Genomic DNA, 19,350 nt, shown 5'->3' on the forward strand with positions numbered 1-19,350 from the left:
CATCGTTCACCCCGGACGGTCGGGAGCCGGCCTTCCGGCACGCGGGTGAGCACCAAAGGAGCGCAACATGACGAGCGATACGACCGGCGGCGTGAGCAAACGCAGCCTGCTGATGCTGGGGGGCCTCGCCGCCCTGGCCTTGAACAAGGACACCCGCCGCGCCCTGGTCACGGGCAGCCGTGACGTCTGGAGCGGCGCGCAGCACACCCTTCAGGACACCGTGAAACCCACCCTGGCGCACTCGCTGGCGCAGGCGCAGGAACGGTCGCAGGAGCTGGCCCTGGAAGCCGCCCGCCGGGGCCAGAGCGCCGCGAGCCTGATCCGTGAGGAAGGTGTGCCGCGCGCCACCAGCCTGCTGAGCAGCGTGCTGGACGAGGTCGCGGCCGTGGCCGGCGGGCTGGCGGGCACGGCCGGGGAACTGGCGGGCACCGCGCAGGAACGTGCCGGGACGCTGGCCGGCACCCTGGCGGACACGACCCAGACCGTGACCCGGCAGGGCCGGCAGCAGGCAGGCCGCCTGCTGAGCGCCGCGCAGCACAGCGCCGGCGACACCCTGGCAGACGCACGCGGCGCCGGCAAGGAGCTGCTGGCGACCGTGCAGGACCGGGTCGGCAGCACCCTGCACGAGGTTGCGGACGGCGCGCAGACCCGTCAGCGCCGCATGGAGCGCACGCTGAAGCAGGCGCGCCGTGACGCGGAACGCGAACTGCGGGCCGGACAGCGGACCCTGAACCCCGCGAAGCTCCAGAAGGCCATTGACCGGAAGGTCGCGCCGCTCCAGAAGGAACTGGCCCGCGAACTGAAGGTGCTGGAGAAGCAGGCGCGTCGGGCGCGCCGTGACGACCGCAGCGGCGGTTCGGCCGGCGCCCTGGTGACTCTGGCGCTGGTCGGGACGGGCGCGGTCGTGCTGGCCCGCGTGCCGGCCGCCCGGCAAGGCATCCTGAGTGCCGTGGAGGGCGTGAACCCGGAGGCGGCGCAGGCGCTGCGTCAGGCGGGCCGCAACGCCCGTAACCTGATCGGCAGCGCGTGGCTGGAGCGCATCGAGGAGCATCAGGCGACGCCGGCGCCCGGCGCGGCGAAGTCCACGCAGGCGGCGACGACGGGCGCCTCGGCGTACGGCGCGGTGGCCCCGGACGCTCCGGCAGCGGCGCGCACGAAGGCCGAGGAATCCGGCGGCAGCGAGGGCGCGGCGCGCAAGGACACTCCGACCAACTGATTGGCGCGGTATGAGCGGGCGGGGAGGCGATGACGCTTCCCCGCCCGTCTTGTGTGGGTAATACGGATTCCAATTGAATGGGCTGCAAAGCCCGCTGGGTCCGAGCGAAGCGACTCGCAGAGCTGCTCCGCAGAGTGGGAGCAAGACGGGTTCCGAAAGTGGAGTCGGCAATCCGGTGAAGTTCCGGATTGTTGCCGAAACAAACGGAATCCGTATGGGTCCTGGCAGGTGCATGGTGCGGGGCCGCGTTTCGTAATGCGCTGGTAAGTGGGCGGCGCATGCTGGTGGCAGGAAACAGGTGTCCGGCAGCCAGGGACGTTTGTGTGTGTTGTCCCCAAAAGCGTGACACCACAAAGCTTTGACTGGAACCGTTTCCCAGGCGAAGATTTCAGGGTAAGAAAACACACGAAGTCCGGCTTTTGCGTCATCCCAGCCGGTTCCGCCTTTCCGCACACGGAGGAACGCCCATGAGCCTGACCGCCAGCGCACCCCTTGCCGACCTCGGCATCAAGACCGCCACCATTCACCTGAACCCCGGCGTGGACGACCTGTACGCCCACGCCACCCGCCTGGGTGAGGGTGTGCAGGCCGCCTGCGGTCCCCTGACCGTCCGCACCAACAAGACCGGCCGCAGCCCGAAAGACCGCTTCATCGTCGAGGACGACCTGACCCGCGACAAGGTCTGGTGGGGTGGCTTCAACACACCCATCAGCGGCGCGGTGTTCGACCGCCTGCTCGACAAGATGACCCGCTACGCCGAGGGGAAGGAACTGTTCGTGCAGCAGGTGTACGCCGGCACGGACCCCCGCTACCGCATCGGGTGCCGCATGGTCACCGAGATGGCGTACCACTCGCTGTTCATCCACAACATGTTCGTGCGCCCCACCCCGGCTGAACTGGCCGACTTCCACGAGGACTGGACGGTGCTGAACATCCCGTCGTTCCGCGCCGACCCCACCCTGGACGGCGTGCGCAGCGACACGTTCATCATCATGAACTTCACGCGCCGCATGATCATCGCGGGCGGCACGCAGTACGCCGGCGAGAACAAGAAGGGCATCTTCGGCGTGCTGAACTTCCTGCTGCCGGACCAGGGCGTCATGCCCATGCACTGCTCGGCGAACGTGGGTGACGACGGCGACGTGGCCCTGTTCTTCGGCCTGAGCGGCACCGGCAAGACCACCCTGAGCGCCGACCCCAGCCGCCACCTGATCGGCGACGACGAGCACGGCTGGACCGACAGCGGCATCTTCAACTTCGAGGGCGGCTGCTACGCCAAGGTCATCAAACTGAACCCCGAGGCCGAACCCGACATCTACCGCACCACCCGCACCTACGGCACCGTGCTGGAAAACGTGGTCCTGGACGCGGGCGGCCAGCCGGACCTGAACGACGGCAGCCTGACCGAGAACACCCGCAGCGCCTACCCGATCAGCCAGATTCCGAACGTGCAGCCCGGCAGCCTGGGCGGCCACCCCCGCAACGTGGTGTTCCTGACTGCCGACGCCTTCGGGGTGCTGCCGCCCATCAGCCGCCTGAGCGCCGAGCAGACCATGTACCAGTTCATCAGCGGCTTCACCGCCAAGATTCCGGGCACCGAGGACGGCGTGACCGAACCCAGCCCCACCTTCAGCACCTGCTTCGGCGCGCCGTTCATGCCCCGCCACCCCGGCGAGTACGCCCGCCTGCTGGCGCAGAAGGTGCAGGACAGCGGCGCGCGCGTGTGGCTGGTGAACACCGGCTGGACCGGCGGCATGTACGGCACGGGCCAGCGCATGAGCATCGCGCACACCCGCCGCCTGATCCACGCGGCCCTGAGCGGCGAACTGGACGGCGCGACCTTCGAACGCGAACCGCACTTCGGGCTGGAGATCCCCACCGACGTGCAGGGCATCCCGGCGGGCGTCCTGAACCCCCGCGATGCCTGGGCCGACCCGCAGGCATACGACGAGACGGCCCGCAAACTCGCCCGGATGTTCCGCGAGAACTTCCGCCGCTTCGAGGACGGCGTGGACCCGGCCGTGACCGCCAGCATGCCCGACCCCGACGCCGCCCCGCAGGGCTGAACCTGCCCACCGAAGAAGGCCCCCAGCTTGATCGGCTGGGGGCCTCTTTCCGTGCAGGATGAAGGGGATTATTCCTTGACGCCGCCGGACACGGTGCCGCCCACGAAGTAGTTCTGGAAGCCGTAGAACAGCGCGATGATCGGCAGCGCGCCCAGGGTGCTGGCGGCGGCGAACACGCCCCACTTGGTGCTGAACTGCCCGGTCGTGAACGAGCGCAGCATCACGCCGACCGTCCACTGTTCCACGCCGGTCAGCAGGACGTTCGCCAGGATGAACTCGGCGTACGTGCCGATGAACTGGTTCAGGAAGATGAACACCATGATCCCGCCGGACAGCGGCAGCACGACCTTCACGAAGGTCTGCCAGCGGGTCGCGCCGTCCACCATGGCGGCTTCCTCCAGCGATTCGGGCAGGCTTTCCACGTAGCCCTTGAAGATCCAGGTGTTGAAGGCGATGGCGCCGCCCGAGTACGCCAGGATCAGGCCCGTGAAGGTGTTGCCCAGGCCCAGGTCCGTCAGGAGTTTGTACACGGCGACGAGCGCCAGGAACACCGGGAACATCTGGATGAAGATGAAGAACAGCAGCATCTGGAAGCGGCCGGGGAAACGCAGCCGCGCCATGGCGTACCCGGCGGTGGTGGACAGCAGGATCGCCAGGATGCCGGTCACGCCGGACACGAACAGGGTGTTGCGGACCGACAGCAGGAACTTGCTCTCGTTGCTGAAGCCCGTGAACTGCGCGGGCGTCATGAACAGCACCAGCGCGGCCAGTGCGGCGATCACGACGCGCAGCGCCCAGGTGCGGGTGCGTTGCAGGCCCACGCTGTCACGGCCGAAACGGCCGACCAGCATCAGCAGCAGCAGCGTGGCGAGGGACGCGCCGCCCACGCCGGCCAGCAGCAGTTGCCAGCCGGGAATGGTGACGCCCTCGAACAGCTTGGCGAAGTTCTCGGTGCTCAGGACGTCCAGGCGGGGCATCAGGCCGCTGCGGTACAGGATGTTGGGGTTCTCGAAGTCCGGGAAGGCGAACAGGCTGTTGCGCGGGTCGAAGGCGGCAATCAGCACGTACAGCAGCGGGTACACGGCGACCAGCACGACCAGGATCAGGAACAGGTGCGTGAGCTGGTCGCCCAGCACGGCGGCGTAACTGATGCGGCGGCCCGTGCGGGCCATGCCGATCCGCTGGCCCAGCAGGCTGGTCAGGGCCAGCACGCCGCTGGCGGCCAGCAGGAACAGCAGGAAGCGCACCCAGCCGCGTTCCACGAAGTAGATCGAGAAGCTCTTCTGGCGGCCCTGCATGTTCTGCACGAGGGCCTGCCCCAGCACGATCAGGGCGATGACCAGGGCGGCCGTGACCAGCCAGGGCAGCGCGCGGCGCAGCAGGCTGGGTTCACGGTGGACGTACCCGCCGGGCGGCAGGTCGCTGGGGGTCTTGGGTGCGGCGGTCACTTGCGGGCCTCCTCGAACACGCCGGCCGCGCGGAAGTTCACGAGGCTGATGGCGAGGGTCAGGAAGAAGATGATCAGGGCGATGGCGCTGGCCAGCGCGAAGTTCTGCCCGCCGCTGGATACGAACGCGGTGTTGTACCCCCACGACAGCAGGATGTCGGTGCTCTGGGCGGTGCTTTCACGGCCTTCCTGGGCGGGACCGCCCGCCGTGAGCAGGTAGATGATGCCGAAGTTGTTGAAGTTGAACGCGAAGCCGGACAGCAGGATCGGCGTGAACGAGGTGCGCAGCAGCGGCAGCGTGATGTTGGTGATCTGCTGCCAGCGGCTGGCGCCGTCGATCTCGGCCGCCTCGTACAGGTCGTCGTTGATGGTGCTCAGGGCGCTGATGGTGGCGGTCATCATGTACGGGAAGCCCAGCCACAGGTTCACGAGCAGGATGCTGACCTTCGCCCACAGCGGGTCGCCCAGCCACGGCACGGCGGCCACGCCGAGCAGACCCAGCGTCTTGTTCACGATGCCGAACTGCTGGTTGAACAGCGCCACCCACATCTGCACGCTGATCACGGCGGGCACCGCCCACGGCAGGAACAGCAGCGTGCGGTACACGTTGCGGCCCTTCAGGCGCTTGTTGTACAGCAGGATGCCCAGGATCAGGCCGGCGACGGCGTTGATGACGATGGTCGAGAAGGCGAACACCACGGTCCACAGGAACACGGGCCACAGGGCGCGGCTGGCCTTCCCGAAGATCTCCTGGAAGTTGGCGAGGCCCACGTACTCGTAGCGGTTGATGCGGGTGGCGTTCGCGACCTCCACCGTCTCCGGGACGGGCGCGGCGAGCGTGACGGTGTTGCCGCTGATCGCGCGGACCGGCTGGCGGTACGGGACGCTGGCTTCCTCGTCGTACAGGACGATGGTGCCGCCCGCGCAGGTGGGCGCGGCGCACTTGAGGAACTCGGCGAGGTTCTGGCCCTGCTGCTCGGGCAGGGTCACGGTCAGGCGGTCGGCGCTGAGGGTCGCGGCGGTGCGCGAGGCGCTGTCCGGGTTGCCGCTGTTCGCGCCGCTGTAGTTCGTGAAGGCGTAGTTCACGGTCAGCACGACCGGCAGCACCGTGAACGCCAGGATGAACACCAGCGCGGGCAGCAGGTAGAACCAGTTGGTGATCCACGGGAACAGGCGGTAGGTCAGCGGAGTCAGGACCAGCAGGGTCAGCAGCATGAAGATCAGGATGGTGTACGCGGGCGCGCCGGGCAGCACCTGGGCGGTCAGGCCGGACAGCAGCCAGCCGATCAGGAAGCTCACGCCGATCAGGACACTCAGGATCAGCAGGGCCAGGAAGACGCCGCGCGTTCCCTGGGGCGGCACGTTGGTGGGCCGCCGGCGGATGGGGGGGTGCATCGTGTGGGTCATGGGTGGGGAGAACCTCCCTGCGCGTGTGGGCAGGTGGGGCCGCTGACGGAGCGGCGGGCAGAACGTGGAACGGTGGGGCGGACCTGGGTACCGGGCAGCCTACACCCTGGAGCGCCCGGCCGGGCCGACAAAGCCGCTGCCCCGCCCGGCCTCGGGGGCGCGGCGGGGCAGCAGGCGGCGTTACAGGATCACTTGATGTTGCTGTTGATTTCCTGCACGGCCTTGTCGAGGATCTGGCCGTAGTTCTGGCCGGGCTTCTGGACGCTCTGCGCGATGGCGTTGCTCCAGGGGCCCCACACGGCGCCCATTTGCGGGACGTTGGGCATGGGGGTGCCGGCGCTGATGCTCTTGCCGAAGCCCACGACGACCGGGTCGGCCTTCAGTTTGGTGCGGGCGCTGAGGCTGACGGGGATGCGGCCGCCGGCCTTGTTGAAGGCGACCTGCGCGTCGCTGGCGCTGATCTGGCGGGCGAAGGCGGCGGCGGCGGCCTTGTTCTTGCTGTAGGCGTTGAGCATGGTGCCCTGCACGCCCACGAAGGGGCTCCACTTGCCGCTGGCGCCGGGAGGGGTGGGGAAGGTCATGATGCCGTAGTCGATGCCGGCTTTCTTGATGTCGCCCATGTCCCAGGGTCCGGTCAGGAACATGGCGAGGCGGCCGTCCACGAAGGCGCTCTTGGCGGCGCCGCCGTCCACGCCTTCAGGCACGAGGTTGTACTTGTAGCGCAGGTCGTTCAGGAAGGCGCTGGCCTTGTCGGCTCCGGCGTTGGCGAGGCCCACGTCCTTGGTGTTCAGGGTGCCGCCGGTGTTCTTGAAGACGTACCCGCCGTAGGCGCTGACGATGCCGTACTGCATGTAGGCGTTGCTGAGGTCGGCGAGGTAGCCGTACTTGCCGCTGCTGGTGTTCTTCTGCGCGGCGGCCAGGAACGCACTCCAGGTGGTGGGGGCGCTGGGCACGAGTTTCTTGTTGTACACGACGGCGACCGCTTCGGCGAACATGGGGATGCCGAACAGTTTGCCCTGGTAGGTCAGGGCGCTGACGGCGGTCTTGTCGAGGTCGGTCTTGCTGGTGACGTACTTGTCCATCGGCTCGATGACGCCGGCGGCGGCCAGCTGGCCGAGGCGGTCCTGGGGCAGCGTGGTGATCAGGTCGGGGCCCTGGCCCTTGGGGGCGCTCTGGATCAGCTTGTCGGGAATCTGGTCGAAGGGCACGCTGACGATGTTGACGGTGTTACCGGTTTTCGTCTTGTACTGGGCGGCCTGGGTGCGCAGCCACGCGAGTTCGGCGTCGCCGAAGTGCGTCCAGACGGTCAGGGTGGCGGCGCTGGCCTGGCTGATCAGCGCGAGCGAGAGAACGGTCAGTGCTTTTTTCATAGAGCTCCTTGAAGGACGGCGGCCTTGTGAACCGCTTCCAATTGGGGTTGATCCTGTTCCATCGGCGTTCCACGGAAGGAGCCTTCTGGATGTGGCCGATTCGAGCGCTTTCGGCCGAATGAATTCTGATTGCTCGCAAGACAGTATAGGCCCGCGCTGCCCACTTGACAATGCCCCGGCTGCCCAGAAAACGAACGTGTCAGCCGATCAAAAGTATGCTTCGCCACACCGAGTCCAAAAGATGCGAACGGTCAGGACGCAGCTGATGAATCCGGTGATTCCGAAAGGAGATGAGCCACCAGCATACGTCACGCCGGCCCCGGCTGTCACCGCCCCCGATCCGTGGAACGGACCGGCCGGTTCCAGACCGCTTCCTATCACCAGCCGTCCAGTGACGCGGCCCGCAGACAGCCGTCCTTACCGCCCGGTCAGGACCGGCGTATACTCCGCGCATGCCGGCCTCCCCCACTCCAGGCGCAGCCACGGGCCGCACGCGCCTCACGCTGTTCTTCACCATCTTCATCGCCATGCTGGGCCTGAGCGTCCTGTTCCCCATCATCGCGCCGCTGGGCCGCCAGCTGGGCCTGACCGAAACGCAGACCGGCTGGTTCTCCACCGGCTACTCCCTCATGCAGTTCGTGTTCTCCCCCATCTGGGGAAACCGCAGCGAACGCCACGGCCGCAGACCCATCCTGATCCTGGGCCTCGTGGGCTTCTCCATCAGCTTCGGGCTGTTCGGACTGCTGGCCGAACTGGGCCTGCAGGGCGTCCTGAGCGGCACGCTGCTGTTCGCGCTGCTGGTCGCCTCCCGCCTGATCGGCGGCATGCTGTCCAGCGCCACCCTGCCCACCGCGCAGGCCATGATGGCCGACCTGAGCGACAAGAACGACCGCGCCGCCAGCCTCGGCCTGATCGGCGCCGCCTTCGGACTGGGCGTCGTGTTCGGCCCCGCCATCGGCGCGCTCCTGAGCACCATCAGCCTCACCGCGCCCATCTACTTCAGCACCGCCCTGGGCCTGATCACCGCCCTCGTCGCGTGGCGCACCCTGCCCGAAACGCGGCGCCCCGGCACCCCCGAACCCGCCGCCGGCAGCCGCCGCGCCCTGCTGCGCCAGGGAGCCATCCCGCTGTTCCTGACCATCAGCGCCCTGAGCACCCTCGCCAGCGTCGGCATGGAACAGACCATCGGCTTCTACGTCCAGGACACCCTGAACCTCACGCCCGAAGGCGCCGCCCGCACCGTCGGCGGCATGCTGACCATCTTCGGACTGGTCGCCGCACTCGTCCAGGGCGGCGCGATCCGCCCCCTCGCCAAACGCCTCCCCACCACCCCCCTGGTCGCCGCCGGACTGCTGATCATGGCCGCCGGCATGTTCCTGCTGCCCACCGGCCAGAGCTTCTGGCCCATCACCCTCGCCCTGGCCGTCATCGGAATCGGCAGCGCCATCCTGAGCCCCAGCCTCAGCGCCGCCCTGAGCCTCAGCGTCAACGAAGACCAGCAGGGCGCCGTCGCCGGCCTCAACTCCAGCGCCCTCGCCCTCGGCCGCATGACCGGACCCCTGATCGGCACCGGCCTCTACCAGACCGCCGGACACGCCGCCCCCTACCTCCTGAGCGGCGGCGTCCTGACCGCCCTGCTGATCTGGACACTGATCAGCCGGCCGAAGGTCAATGCCAGCTGATGGCTGATGGCTGATGGCTGATGGCTGATGGCTGATGGCTGATGGCTGATGGTCAAGAGCGTGTGCGCGGCCGGGCTGCCCATGTCAAGGCGTCTGTACCTGCACCTGACCTCTCACAACCCACCCTCCCCTCTTTCCGGCGCGTACACTGCCAAGGTGAACGACGCTCCACGCCGACCCTCTGCCCGCCCCGCTTCCGGCTCCCGCCCTTCCCGTGAGGACCGGCCGGGGCCTTTCAATCCCGCGCGGGAGGTGGCGGTGCGGGTGCTGCTGCGCGTCCTGAACGGAGACGCCTTCGCCGCCCCGGCGCTCGACGACGCCCTGCAACAGGCCTGCCTGCCGGGCCGGGACTCGGGACTGGCGACGCACGTCGTGTACGGCACGCTGCGGCACGCGCTGACACTGGACCGCGCCCTGAGTCCCATGCTGAAAGGCGAGACGCACCCGAAGACGCGGGCCGTCCTGATGGCCGGGGCGTTCGAGAAACTGTTCCTGGGCACCGCGCCGCACGCCGTGGCGAGCGAGTACGTGAACCTCGCCCGTGGGGCGCGGCTGGGACCGCCCGGACTGGTGAACGCCGTGCTGCGCCGCGTGACGCTGCCCGACGCGACCGACGAGACCCGCACGGAACTGCCCGGCTGGCTGGCCGACCTGTACCGCGCGGCGTTCGGCGAGCGGGCCGGGGCGGTCATGGCGGACCTGCTGCGCCCGCAACCGCTGTGGCTGAGCCTGTCCGACGCGGGCGTGCGCGCCCTGGAGGAAGAGGGCAGCGTGGTGCATCCCGGCGTGCAGGGCGTGGACCGCGTGGAACTGGACCGCCCGCTGCGCCGCACCGCCGCGTACGAGGACGGGCAGGCACAGCCGATCAACCCGGCCAGTCTGGCCTGCGTGGACGCGCTGGGCGACGTGAGCGGCGTGCGGGTACTGGACCTGGCGGGCGGGGCGGGCGTGAAGGCCGCGATGCTCGCCACGCGCGGCGCGCAGGTCACCAGCGTGGACCTCGTGGCCCGCAAGCACGACGCGGCGCGCGGGAACCTGCGCCGCCTGGGCCTGAAAGCCGAGTTCGTGACGCACGACCTGACCGAACCCCTGACCCTGGAACCGGCGGCCGTGGTGCTGCTGGACGCCCCCTGCACCGGCAGCGGCACCCTGCGCAGCCACCCGGAGATCAAGTTACGCCTCACGCCGGACGCCGTGCAGGAGATGGCGGCGCTTCAGGCGCGGATGCTGCCGAACGCAGCCGCACTCGTGCAGCCCGGCGGGACGCTGGTGTACTCGGTGTGCTCGGTCACCCCGCAGGAAGGGCCGCAGGTCGTGCAGGCCTTCCTGGACGCCCACCCGGACTTCGAGGCGCAGCCCGTACCGGGCGTCGAGGTACCCACCGTCCCGGCGGGACCGGGCGTGCTGACCGTCCCGGACGGCGGCATCGACGGGTTCTTCATCGCGCGAATGGTGCGCCGGGCGTAAGCGGTAGGCAGCGCAGACCGGGGGCCGGGTACGCTGGGGTATGACCCTCCTGCGCCGGTCCGTCCTGCTGAGCCTCCTGACCCTGCTGCCCGGCGGCGCGCACGCGCAGGCCCCGGCGAACTGCGCGCTGGCGAACGCCGTGGACAGCGGCACGTACGCCACCCTGACCATCGGCGCGTGGTCTGAAGCCGCGCAGGACCGGGCCAGTTACGACTGGGCGGAATGCCGCGCCGCCGCGCTGCGCCGCACCCTGACCGGCAACCCGAAGCTCAGCGCCCGGATCGACACGCTGCGAAAGCAGTACCGCGAGCTGCGCGCCATCGAGAGCGAACTGGCGGGCGTGCGCGCCGGTGGCGGCACCCTGTACGCGCACGCCGTTCCCCGGTCCTTCGCGGTGCTGGAAGACCAGATCGCCAGTCTGGCGGCCCTGGCCCACAGTCCCCTCGGCGGGCAGACCGGCGCCCTGTACGCGCGGCAGGTCACGCAGGCCCGCGCAGACCACGCGGCGTACGTCACGGCGCTGCGCCGCTACCGCCCCGGCGCCGACGAGGAGTACGTGCGGTTCGACCCGGCCGGATGGAAGGCCAGCGTGGACCGCTACGAGGCGCTCGGGAAGGCAATCATGGCCACACTGGGCACGCGCGGCGACGCTGCCACCGCCACCGGGTACGCCATCCTGACCAGCCCGGTCTTCAGCGCCGACGGCGACTACTGATACGGACTGCCGTTTGTTTCGCCGACACTCCGGAACTTCACCGCCCCTGCCGGCTCCACGTCCGGAGGGGCGTTTCTCTCCCACTCTGCGGGGCAGCTCTTCGAATCGCATCCGCTCGGACCCGGCGGGCTTTGCAGCCCCTTCAATCGGAGTCCGTATGACCGCCGCCATGAACGGCGCGCCGCCGCAGGTGACTCCACAGGTCACCCTCCAGCGCGGCGGCCCAGAAGGCGGGCGTCTCGCTGACCTGCGCGGCGCTGAGGGTCACGGCCCGTTCGCCGTTCGTCAGCACGGTGAAGGCCTGCGCCGGCCCGAATAGCGGGGACTGCGCCGCCCAGCCCTGCGCGGCCGCCTGCGCCAGCCAGTGCGTGAACGCCGCGCGGATGTCGGTGTCCGGCGGTAGCAGGACGTGCGGCGCTCCCTGCGGTGCCAGCCAGGACACGCCGGGCGGGGCACCCAGGTTCAGGCCCGGCTCTGCGGCCACCTGCCCGGACCGGGGCAGCAGCGGCAGGTCCAGCGTGCTGCCTTCCGCGCCCACCACGAGCAGCAGGGAGTCCTCCCCCACCCGGAACAGGTCCGCCGGGACGCCGAAGCCCACCGCCCCGGTCGGCACGGGCGCACATTCGGCCGCCAGCAGCGCGGCGCGGAGGCCGGCCAGCGCCTGCATCTGCCCGTGCGGGTCGTCCGGGCCGCGCAGACGCAGGAAGGTCCCACCCGCCCGGTCACGGTACACGCCCAGCGGGGTCACGCCTGCCGGCCACACCACGCCCCGCAGCGGGGCCGGCAGGTCCGCCACGCGCCGCAGGGGCCAGCGCGGCGGCGGGAACAGCAGCCCCAGCGCCAGCCGCAGCCGGGCCAGTCTCCGGCCTGACAGACGGCCCCCTGTCGCCGCCGGGTAACTGAACATCCAGTCCGCTGCGCGTTTCATGCCCGCAGTGTAAAACCGGGCCGCACACGGCGACCCGGCAGATGCAGTCCGAAGGGTTACTCGCCCAGCGCGGCGTCGAGGGCGATCTCGATCATGGCGTTGAAGGTCAGCTGGCGTTCCTCGGCGGTCGTTTCCTCGCGGGTGACGAGGTGGTCGCTGATGGTCAGGACGGTCAGGGCCCGGACGCCGTGCTTGGCGGCCAGGGTGTACAGCCCGGCGGCCTCCATCTCGACGGCCAGCACGCCGAAGTCCGCCCAGATTTTGTACTGGTCGAAGTCGTCGTGGTAGAAGGTGTCGCTGCTCATGATGTTCCCGACGTGCGTGGTGTGGCCGCGTTCGCGGGCGATCTGGTAGGCGCGCATCAGCAGCTCGAAGTCCGCGATGGGAGCGAAGTTCTTCGCGCCGAAGCGGATGTTGTTGATGTTGCTGTCCGTGCAGGCCGCCTGCGCGAGCACGATGTCGCGGACGTGCACGTTTTCCTGGTAGCTGCCGGCGGTGCCGACGCGGATCAGGTTCTTGCAGCCGTACTGCGTGATCAGTTCGCTGACGTAGATCATGGAGCTGGCGATGCCCATGCCGGTGCCCTGCACGCTGACGCGCTGGCCCTTGTACGTGCCGGTGTAGCCGTGCATACCGCGCACGGTGTTGTGCAGGACGGGGTCGGTGAGGAAGGTCTCGGCGATGTGCTTGGCGCGCAGGGGGTCGCCCGGCAGGAGGACGGTTTCGGCGATCTGGCCCGGTTCGGCGTTCAGGTGAATACTCATGACCCCTGAGCCTACCAAGTTCCGGGGTGGCTGTGAACTGTCAGGCGGTGGTGAGGAGCGCCCCCCGGACGGCGCGCGTGAAGGCGGCCACGTCCGGGGTGCTGCCCTGCGCGAGGTCGGGGCGGCCGCCGCCCTTGCCGCCGCTGGCGGTCAGCGCGGCGCGCAGCACCCCGGCGGCGTTCAGGTCCGGGTGCGCGCTGCCGATGCCCACGCGCCCCGCGTCGGTGACGGCCACGACGACCTCGCCGGTGGTCAGGTCGGTCAGGGCGGGCAGCAGACCGGCCGGGTCGGGCAGCGTCACAAGGCGCAGTGTGACCGGGCGCAGGGTCACGGGTCCGTGAACCTCCGTGGGGGCGGCGTCGCGCAGGGTGCGGGCGTGCGCGGCGTGCAGGGCGTCCACCTGCGCGGCCAGCGCGGCCCGCTCGGCAGTCAGCGCCTCGACCCGTTCGGGCAGGCGCTCGACCGGCACGCTGAACCCGGCGGCCAGCCGGCGGGCGCCGGCGTACACGCCGCTCAGGTGAGCGCCCGCCTCCTCGCCCGCCATGAAGGTCACGCGGGTCACGCCGCCCCGCACCCGTTCGGTCCGCAGGATCACGACCGGCGCGGCCATGGAGGCGCGCGGGACGTGGGTGCCGCCGCAGGCGCTCACGTCGAACGGTTCGCCCTGCCCGTCCCGGAAGATCACGAGCCGCACGTTCCCGCTGACTTTCGGCGCGCGGCGCAGCGGGTAGCGGGGCAGGTCGTGGTCCGGCACGACCGGTGTTTCCAGGGTCAGGTCCGTGCGGCCCAGCGTCTCGCGCAGCAGGGTCTCGGCGGCCCGCACGTGCAGCTCGGCCGGGTCGCCGCGCAGGTCCAGGGTGCATTCGGGGCCGGTCATGTTCACGGCGTCCACCGTGAACGCCGGGTTCACGCGCACGAAGGCCTGGGCGAGCAGGTGTTCGGCGCTGTGCCGCTGCGAGTGCCGCCAGCGGCGGGCGGCGTCCACCTCCCCCTTGACCGGCATGCCGACCGGGTGCACGTCGCCGGTCAGGGCGTGCCAGATCAGGCCGGTCGCCTTCTCCTGGCGGCTGTGCGTCACGGTCGCCGCGCGGGGTTCGCCGTCCGCGCCGGTCCAGCGCAGCGTGCCGGTGTCGGCGGCCTGCCCGCCCGCCTCCGGGTACAGAGCCGTGGCATCCAGCGCGACCTCCTGCCCGGCGGCGTGCATGACGTGGGCGGTGAACAGCAGGTCGTGGGAGCCGTGGTACAGGGCGCGGGTCATGCCCGACAGGGTACGGTACGCGGGCCGGTGTCCACCCGTCCCCCCTGGCCTGGGCACGGGCAGACAGACCTGAAGGCCATTTAAAGCCCCTTTCAAGATCAGTTCAACACTTCATTTCGGCAGCGTCAGATTGGATTCCCTACACTGGTCACATTCAACGGGACACCGGACAGGTCACGAGATCCAACGTGAACACCGAACGTCCATTTCCAGCATTCAGCGTCCGGTCCGCATACCGGAACAGGAGGTCACTATGTCGAACTTCACCATCTACATGATCGGAATCGTCGTTCTTATCGTCGCGCTGTTCATCGCGGGCAACGCCTTCGCCTGGCCGCAGTCGTACACCCTGATCGCCGCCGTCGTCCTGCTCGGCCTGGGCATCCTGGCGGGCGTGACGAGCACCAAGCGCCGTGACCCCCCGGCCGGCGACCCGCCCAGCGGCACGCCCCCCGTCCGCTGAGCACAGCCCACCACCCACGCAACTACCCACGCAGAACCGCCCCGGCTTGAAGCTGGGGCGGTTCTGCGTATACCTACGGGCAGTCTGGCCGGCGCTTCAGCCTTGCAGCGCCTGCCACGCGGCGTTCACGGCGACGCCCCGCTCGAAGGGCACGCCCAGGGCCGCGAAGGCGTCCTCCAGGATTCCGGCGATAGCCAGGGCGTCGTAACGGTCGGCGTAGCCCATGGTGCTCACGCGGAACACGGTGTCCTCGTGGGGGGCCTGTCCGGGCAGGGCGCGCTGACCCATCTCGGCCAGTTGCGCCGCCACCTGACGGCCCGTGATGCCCGCCGGGGGTGTCAGGACCGCGACGGCCGGGCTGGTGCGCGGCGCCCAGGCGGGCGCGCCCAGTGCGGTGCCGGCGGCGATCAGGGCGTCGGTCTTGCGGCGCTGCTCGGCCCACAGGACCTCGCGCGGCACGCTCAGCAGGCGGTCCAGCGCGGTGCTCAGGGCGTAGATCAGGTTGATGGCGGGCGTCTGTGGGGTGCTGCCGGCCTTCTGCCCGGCCAGTTCGCGGGTCATGTCGAGGTAGAAGGCGTTGCCCGGATTGCGGATCATGCGGGCCTGCACCTCGGGGCTGAACAGCACGAAGCCCAGGCCCGGCGGGGTGGCGGTGCCCTTCTGGCTGCCGGACACGATCACGTCCACGCCCCACGCGGCGGGACGCAGTTCGGCCACGCCGTACGACGTGATGCCGTCGGCGATGATGATCAGGTCCGGGTTCTGGGCCTTCGCGGCGCGGGCGATGGCTTCCAGGTCGTGCAGGGCGCCCGTGCTGGTCTCGCTGTGCGTGATCAGCAGGGTGTGCGCGCCGCGTGTGGCGTCCGCGACCTCCTGCGGGTCGAGGACCTCGCCCCAGGGCCGGGCCACCAGGGCCGTGTCGTACCCGAAGCGCTGCGCCATCTCGCCCCAGCGTTCGCTGAACTTCCCGGCCTGGGCGTTCACGACCCGCGCGCCTGCCGGGGTGGTGCTCAGCAGCGCGCCCTCGAACGCGCCGGTGCCGCTGCTGGTCGTGATGACCGCGTCGTACGGATCGCCCAGCAGTTGCGTGAGCTGCGCGCGGGCCTCCATCAGTTTGTCGATGCCTGCCTGCGCGCGGTGGTGCATCTGCGGCTGCGCCAGCTGCGCCAGCACGTCCGGCGCCACCTCGACCGGGCCGGGGGCGATCAGTCGGGTGCGGTTCAGGGGCGTGTGCTGCGTCGGGAGTGCGTCGCTCATGCCCCGCATGGTAGCCCCCACCGCCCCGCGCCGGGCGGCGCTGTGCAGCGGAGTACCGCGCCCGTACCGCATGACAGACCAAGCCTGCACCCCCGGCGGGTGGACGACCCGCCGATGTGAGAAACAGCACCCTCATGTGGCAGATCGTGAGGACAGTGTGTAGTTCTCATGATGTAGTGGACAGGCGATGCCCAGATTGTCTTCATCCGCTCCCCTCCCCCGTCAGCTCCGCGCCGCCCTCCTGACCACCGCCCTCGCCGGACTGACCTCGCTGACCGCCGCACACGCCCAGGCGACCGTGCCGCTGCCGACCGCGCCCACCGGCACGCCCCCGGCCCCGGCCAGCGGCAGCGGCGTGACCCTGCCCGGCGGCGCGGTGCTGCGCCCGGACCTGATGGTCGACAGCGCCGACGTGTTCGCGCAACTCGTGCAGGCCGACTTCCTGAGCTGCGGGCAGCAGGCGCGGCGCGACGCGACCCTGGACGGGGTGGCCGCGCGGGTCCTGCGGGGCTTTCCGCTGAAAGCCGAACTGAGCAGCGCCCAGTACCCCGCCAAGCGCCTGGCGCAGTTCACGCTCCCTAAACTCGGGAAGGTCCAGGCCGTGGCGGACGCCCTGGCCAACCAGTGCGGGCACCGCGTCGGCTTCAGCCGCTTCGGGGTGGCCGTGCAGGGCGGACGCGCCGCGCTCGTGTACGTCCAGCCCGCACAGATCGACGTCGGCGACCCGCGCGAGTGGATGGTGCGGCTCATGAACATCACCAACGAGGCCCGCAGGCACGGCCAGCGCTGCGGGGACAGGCTGTACGGCACGACCGGCCCGCTCGTCTGGCACGAACCCTTGGCCCTGAGCGCCCAGATGCACGTCGACGACATGATCCGCCTGAACTTCCGCGGACACGTGAACCCCGAAACGGGCAGCGAACCCCTGGAACGCGCCCGCCAGCACGGCTTCACGGGCGAAGTGTCCAACGAGAACGCCGCGTACGACGTGATCACCCCCGAGGAGGCCCTCGACACCCTGCTCAGAAGCCCCGGCCACTGCCGCACCCTCATGGACCCCCAATGGACCCTGTTCGGCGCGGCCGTGGGCAACGGCACCCCCACCAACACCTTCGCCAACTACTGGGTGCAGACCTTCGGCCGCTGATCCGGACTGCCGGCCGTTCCGCGTGGCATAGTCGGGCGCATGACGTTCTCCGACCTTGATCCGCGGACCCTGACCACCCTGGGGACCGAGGGGGCGCTGGAGGCGGCGGCCAGTCCGCGCGCCTCGGCGGACCTGCTGAGCGGCCTGTCGGCCCACCCGGACTCGCGCGTCAGGGCGCTGGTCGCCCGGCACCCGAACACCCCCACCGACATCCTGGGGTCCCTGGCCGCCGCGTACCCGGCGGACGTACTCGCCAACCCCGGCCTGCCACTGATGCGACTGGCCCGCCCGAACCTGCTGTCCTCGTTCCCGGCGGACAGCGTGATCGCGCTGCTGAACGCGGACGGCTCGCCCGGCTGGGTCGCAGACGCCGCGCTGCGCCACGAGGACTACGCGGTCCGCACGGCCCTGGCCGCCCGCCCCGACCTGAGCGAGGCGCGCGTGGCGGCGCTGGCCGTGGACGCCGGCTGGCAGATCCGGGAAGCCGTCGCGCGCCGCGAGGACCTGCCCGAACCGCTGGCGCGGCAACTGGCCGCCGACGACGACTACGACGTGCGCAAGGCCGTCGCACTCCGCACGGACTTGCCCGGCGACACCCTGCGCACCCTGGTCGGCGACCCGCACGGACTGGTCCGCGCCAGCGCCGCCCGGCGACTGGACCTGCCGCTCGACTGCATCCTGACGCTCGGGACCGACAGCGACCCGGACGTCCTGGCCACCCTGGCCCGCCGCGTGGACCTGCCCCGCAGCGTCCGCGAGTGGCTCGCCACGCACGACCAGCCGACCGTGCGCGCCGCCGCCCTGCAGGGCTGGACGGTCCCCACCGCGTGGCTGAGCCGCGCCGAACTGGACGCCGACCCGGACGTCCGCGCCGCCCTGGCCCGCCGGCCCGACACGCCCCCCGCCACGCTGACCCGACTGGCCGCCGACGAGACCGAAACCGTGCGCCGCGCCGTGCTGGAACGCAACGACCTGCCCGACGAGGCCGTCCTGACGCTGGCCCGCGCGCCCGAACAGGACATCCGCCTGCACGTCGCCAGCGCCGAGCACCTCAGCCCGGCCGTGCTGGACGCCCTGACCGGCGACCCGGACCCCAACGTGCGGACCGTCCTCGCCGTGCGCCCCGACCTGAACGGCGACCTGCTGACCCGACTGGCCGCCGACCCGAACCCCGAGGTGCGCCGCGCCGTCGCGTATGCCCCCGTCACCAGCCCCGACCTGCTGACCCGACTGGCCGGCGACCCGAACGCCGGCGTGCGCCGCGCCGCCGCGCACCACCCGAACCTCCCGGAGGGCACGCACGACACGCTGGCCACCGACCCGGACGACGGCGTGCGCCTCGCCCTGGCCGGACGCACCGACCTCTCCCCCACCCTGCGCGACCACCTGCGAGCCGACCCGGACCCCAGCGTCCGCGCCGAAGCCAGCGCATGACCGATATCCGCCTGCCTTTGGGCGACGTGAAGTTCAGCGTGCGGGTCGCCATCCTCTGCACGCGCGGCGACACGCTCCTCACGAACACCGAGCCCGGCATCGGCTTTCACTACCTGCCCGGCGGGGCCGTCACCACCGGCGAGGACTCCGTCACCGCCGCCGCCCGCGAATGGACGGAAGAAACAGGCCTGCCCCCCGGCCCACTGCGACTGGTCGGCGTGGTCGAGAACTTCTTCGGCCCCCCCGACCGCCGCCAGCACGAGATCGGCTTCTACTACCACACACCCGCCCCAGCGGAACTGCCGGACAGAGAATTCGCCGTGCAGGACAACCCCGGCGTGACCTGCCACTGGCTCCCACTGAACGCCACCGAATCCACCCCGGTCTACCCGCTGGTCATCCGCGACCTGCTGGACGTCCCACCCGGCGAAATCCGCCACATCGTCAACCGCGAAGAGTAACAGCGCGAACCTGCGCCAGCGCCGCCCATGCCGAAGCCCGTGCTTGTCTTCACGAACTCCGCCCCGGACCGCACCACCGCCGCCTCCCGCTTCTGCTCGTGAGTCAGGAAGCACGTCAAGATGGGCAACTTCAGCACCGCATCCCAGCCATTCTATAGCGCTGTGGCGGTTCCCGAAGGACCCGGATATTTCACTGAAGAAAAATAGCACTCGGGAGCCCACTAATCACAGACGGGAGGGTGAAGCGGCTGGTTGTTGAGATTTTGCA

16 protein-coding genes are annotated in these 19,350 nt (G+C 70.3%); 9 read left to right on the forward strand and 7 right to left on the reverse strand.

From position 1 onward, the window contains the following. Window positions 1-67: 67 nt before the first annotated feature. Window positions 68-1,216: an alginate biosynthesis protein AlgP gene (locus CBQ26_RS06820; protein ID WP_143341989.1), complete on the forward strand. Its 1,149-nt coding sequence runs from the start codon at window positions 68-70 to the stop codon at window positions 1,214-1,216. Window positions 1,217-1,683: 467 nt separating this feature from the next. Further along, a complete protein-coding gene (gene pckA, locus CBQ26_RS06825; protein WP_088247788.1) occupies window positions 1,684-3,282 on the forward strand; it encodes a phosphoenolpyruvate carboxykinase (ATP) in 1,599 nt (532 codons plus the stop codon). A 68-nt stretch (window positions 3,283-3,350) separates the two neighbouring features. On the opposite strand, the gene CBQ26_RS06830 is transcribed toward pckA, so the two are convergent. The 3 genes from CBQ26_RS06830 to CBQ26_RS06840 form a co-directional block, all read right to left on the reverse strand. Continuing rightward, on the reverse strand, window positions 3,351-4,730 hold the full coding sequence (locus CBQ26_RS06830; protein WP_088247789.1) for a sugar ABC transporter permease: 1,380 nt from the start codon (window positions 4,728-4,730) through the stop codon (window positions 3,351-3,353). After that, on the reverse strand, window positions 4,727-6,136 hold the full coding sequence (locus CBQ26_RS06835) for an ABC transporter permease subunit (protein WP_172417942.1): 1,410 nt from the start codon (window positions 6,134-6,136) through the stop codon (window positions 4,727-4,729). The genes CBQ26_RS06830 and CBQ26_RS06835 overlap by 4 nt, the downstream gene beginning before the upstream one ends. 188 nt (window positions 6,137-6,324) lie before the next feature. Further along, entirely contained in the window at window positions 6,325-7,506 is a 1,182-nt protein-coding gene (locus CBQ26_RS06840) for a sugar ABC transporter substrate-binding protein (RefSeq protein WP_088247791.1), read from the reverse strand. Window positions 7,507-7,958: 452 nt separating this feature from the next. Between CBQ26_RS06840 and CBQ26_RS06845 the strand changes: the two genes are divergently transcribed. The 3 genes from CBQ26_RS06845 to CBQ26_RS06855 all read left to right on the forward strand — a co-directional run bounded on the left by CBQ26_RS06845 (window position 7,959) and on the right by CBQ26_RS06855 (window position 11,370). Continuing rightward, entirely contained in the window at window positions 7,959-9,188 is a 1,230-nt protein-coding gene (locus tag CBQ26_RS06845; protein WP_088247792.1) for an MFS transporter, read from the forward strand. 252 nt (window positions 9,189-9,440) lie between these two features. Further along, a complete protein-coding gene (locus CBQ26_RS06850) occupies window positions 9,441-10,655 on the forward strand; it encodes an RsmB/NOP family class I SAM-dependent RNA methyltransferase (RefSeq protein WP_268248297.1) in 1,215 nt (404 codons plus the stop codon). 40 nt (window positions 10,656-10,695) lie between these two features. Continuing rightward, on the forward strand, window positions 10,696-11,370 hold the full coding sequence (locus tag CBQ26_RS06855; protein WP_088247793.1) for a hypothetical protein: 675 nt from the start codon (window positions 10,696-10,698) through the stop codon (window positions 11,368-11,370). 142 nt (window positions 11,371-11,512) lie between these two features. Here the strand turns inward: CBQ26_RS06855 and CBQ26_RS06860 are convergent, their stop codons facing one another. From CBQ26_RS06860 to CBQ26_RS06870, 3 genes are read right to left on the reverse strand one after another with little or no spacing between them, the layout of a single operon-like run. After that, entirely contained in the window at window positions 11,513-12,298 is a 786-nt protein-coding gene (locus CBQ26_RS06860; protein WP_088247794.1) for a hypothetical protein, read from the reverse strand. Window positions 12,299-12,354: 56 nt separating this feature from the next. After that, window positions 12,355-13,062, reverse strand: coding sequence for a purine-nucleoside phosphorylase (deoD, locus tag CBQ26_RS06865; protein WP_088247795.1), 708 nt, complete (start codon window positions 13,060-13,062; stop codon window positions 12,355-12,357). Window positions 13,063-13,102: 40 nt separating this feature from the next. Next, window positions 13,103-14,320, reverse strand: a complete 1,218-nt coding sequence (locus tag CBQ26_RS06870) for an alanyl-tRNA editing protein (RefSeq protein ID WP_088247796.1) — start codon at window positions 14,318-14,320, stop codon at window positions 13,103-13,105. Between the two features lie 253 nt (window positions 14,321-14,573). Between CBQ26_RS06870 and CBQ26_RS06875 the strand changes: the two genes are divergently transcribed. Next, the gene (locus tag CBQ26_RS06875) at window positions 14,574-14,783 is read left to right on the forward strand and encodes a hypothetical protein (protein WP_088247797.1); all 210 of its coding nucleotides are present in this window, start codon (window positions 14,574-14,576) and stop codon (window positions 14,781-14,783) included. Between the two features lie 96 nt (window positions 14,784-14,879). On the opposite strand, the gene CBQ26_RS06880 is transcribed toward CBQ26_RS06875, so the two are convergent. After that, window positions 14,880-16,040, reverse strand: coding sequence for an aminotransferase class V-fold PLP-dependent enzyme (locus CBQ26_RS06880; protein ID WP_172417943.1), 1,161 nt, complete (start codon window positions 16,038-16,040; stop codon window positions 14,880-14,882). A gap of 187 nt (window positions 16,041-16,227) precedes the next feature. Between CBQ26_RS06880 and CBQ26_RS06885 the strand changes: the two genes are divergently transcribed. From CBQ26_RS06885 to CBQ26_RS06895, 3 genes are read left to right on the forward strand one after another with little or no spacing between them, the layout of a single operon-like run. Further along, window positions 16,228-17,187 (forward strand): CAP domain-containing protein, encoded by a 960-nt coding sequence (locus CBQ26_RS06885; RefSeq protein ID WP_088247798.1) that lies wholly within the window; start codon window positions 16,228-16,230, stop codon window positions 17,185-17,187. 39 nt (window positions 17,188-17,226) lie between these two features. After that, window positions 17,227-18,621, forward strand: a complete 1,395-nt coding sequence (locus CBQ26_RS06890) for a hypothetical protein (protein WP_088247799.1) — start codon at window positions 17,227-17,229, stop codon at window positions 18,619-18,621. Next, a complete protein-coding gene (locus CBQ26_RS06895; RefSeq protein WP_088247800.1) occupies window positions 18,618-19,082 on the forward strand; it encodes an NUDIX hydrolase in 465 nt (154 codons plus the stop codon). Before CBQ26_RS06890 ends, CBQ26_RS06895 begins: the two co-directional genes overlap by 4 nt. The last annotated feature ends 268 nt before the right edge of the window (window positions 19,083-19,350 follow it).

Origin of the sequence: Deinococcus indicus, from assembly GCF_002198095.1 — a bacterium.
Lineage (GTDB): Bacteria > Deinococcota > Deinococci > Deinococcales > Deinococcaceae > Deinococcus > Deinococcus caeni.

Excerpts from the sequence above, each read along its gene's own strand:
- CBQ26_RS06855 (WP_088247793.1), top strand. The coding sequence starts at position 10,696 with ATGACCCTCCTGCGCCGGTCCGTCCTGCTGAGCCTCCTGACCCTGCTG.
- CBQ26_RS06840 (WP_088247791.1), bottom strand. The coding sequence starts at position 7,506 with ATGAAAAAAGCACTGACCGTTCTCTCGCTCGCGCTGATCAGCCAGGCC.
- CBQ26_RS06890 (WP_088247799.1), top strand. The coding sequence starts at position 17,227 with ATGACGTTCTCCGACCTTGATCCGCGGACCCTGACCACCCTGGGGACC.
- pckA (WP_088247788.1), top strand. The coding sequence starts at position 1,684 with ATGAGCCTGACCGCCAGCGCACCCCTTGCCGACCTCGGCATCAAGACC.
- CBQ26_RS06845 (WP_088247792.1), top strand. The coding sequence starts at position 7,959 with ATGCCGGCCTCCCCCACTCCAGGCGCAGCCACGGGCCGCACGCGCCTC.
- deoD (WP_088247795.1), bottom strand. The coding sequence starts at position 13,062 with ATGAGTATTCACCTGAACGCCGAACCGGGCCAGATCGCCGAAACCGTC.
- CBQ26_RS06875 (WP_088247797.1), top strand. The coding sequence starts at position 14,574 with ATGTCGAACTTCACCATCTACATGATCGGAATCGTCGTTCTTATCGTC.
- CBQ26_RS06885 (WP_088247798.1), top strand. The coding sequence starts at position 16,228 with ATGCCCAGATTGTCTTCATCCGCTCCCCTCCCCCGTCAGCTCCGCGCC.
- CBQ26_RS06835 (WP_172417942.1), bottom strand. The coding sequence starts at position 6,136 with ATGACCCACACGATGCACCCCCCCATCCGCCGGCGGCCCACCAACGTG.
- CBQ26_RS06860 (WP_088247794.1), bottom strand. The coding sequence starts at position 12,298 with ATGAAACGCGCAGCGGACTGGATGTTCAGTTACCCGGCGGCGACAGGG.
- CBQ26_RS06895 (WP_088247800.1), top strand. The coding sequence starts at position 18,618 with ATGACCGATATCCGCCTGCCTTTGGGCGACGTGAAGTTCAGCGTGCGG.
- CBQ26_RS06870 (WP_088247796.1), bottom strand. The coding sequence starts at position 14,320 with ATGACCCGCGCCCTGTACCACGGCTCCCACGACCTGCTGTTCACCGCC.
- CBQ26_RS06820 (WP_143341989.1), top strand. The coding sequence starts at position 68 with ATGACGAGCGATACGACCGGCGGCGTGAGCAAACGCAGCCTGCTGATG.
- CBQ26_RS06880 (WP_172417943.1), bottom strand. The coding sequence starts at position 16,040 with ATGAGCGACGCACTCCCGACGCAGCACACGCCCCTGAACCGCACCCGA.